Here is a 305-nt window from a genome sequence, read left to right as displayed (position 1 = left end):
CCACCATTGCGCGCCTCCGTTACTCTTTAGGAGGCGACCGCCCCAGTCAAACTACCCGCCACAGAGGGTCCCTGTTCCGGCTTACGGAACGAGGTTAGACATCAGAAACAAACAGGGTGGTATTTCACCTATGGCTCCACATCAGCTGGCGCCGATGCTTCAAAGCCTCCCACCTATGCTACACAGTTTCTTCCTAATGCCACTCTGAAGCTGCAGTAAAGGTGCACGGGGTCTTTCCGTCTAACCGCGGGTACTCCGCATCTTCACGGAGAATTCAATTTCGCTGAGCATGTCCTGGAGACAGT

The 305-nt window shown here is 54.4% G+C and carries 1 rRNA gene (running past one end of the window); it reads right to left on the bottom strand.

Annotated elements, in window-relative coordinates:
• Positions 1 to 305 (bottom strand): 23S ribosomal RNA (locus ASF69_RS10455) (its annotated part continues 726 nt past the right edge of the window); the annotation flags it as partial.

It is taken from the genome of Rhizobium sp. Leaf311, from assembly GCF_001423445.1.
In the GTDB taxonomy this organism is placed as follows: domain Bacteria; phylum Pseudomonadota; class Alphaproteobacteria; order Rhizobiales; family Rhizobiaceae; genus Agrobacterium.
Note: the sequence above shows the minus strand (reverse complement) of the source record. Positions and strands in the feature narration are given on the sequence as shown.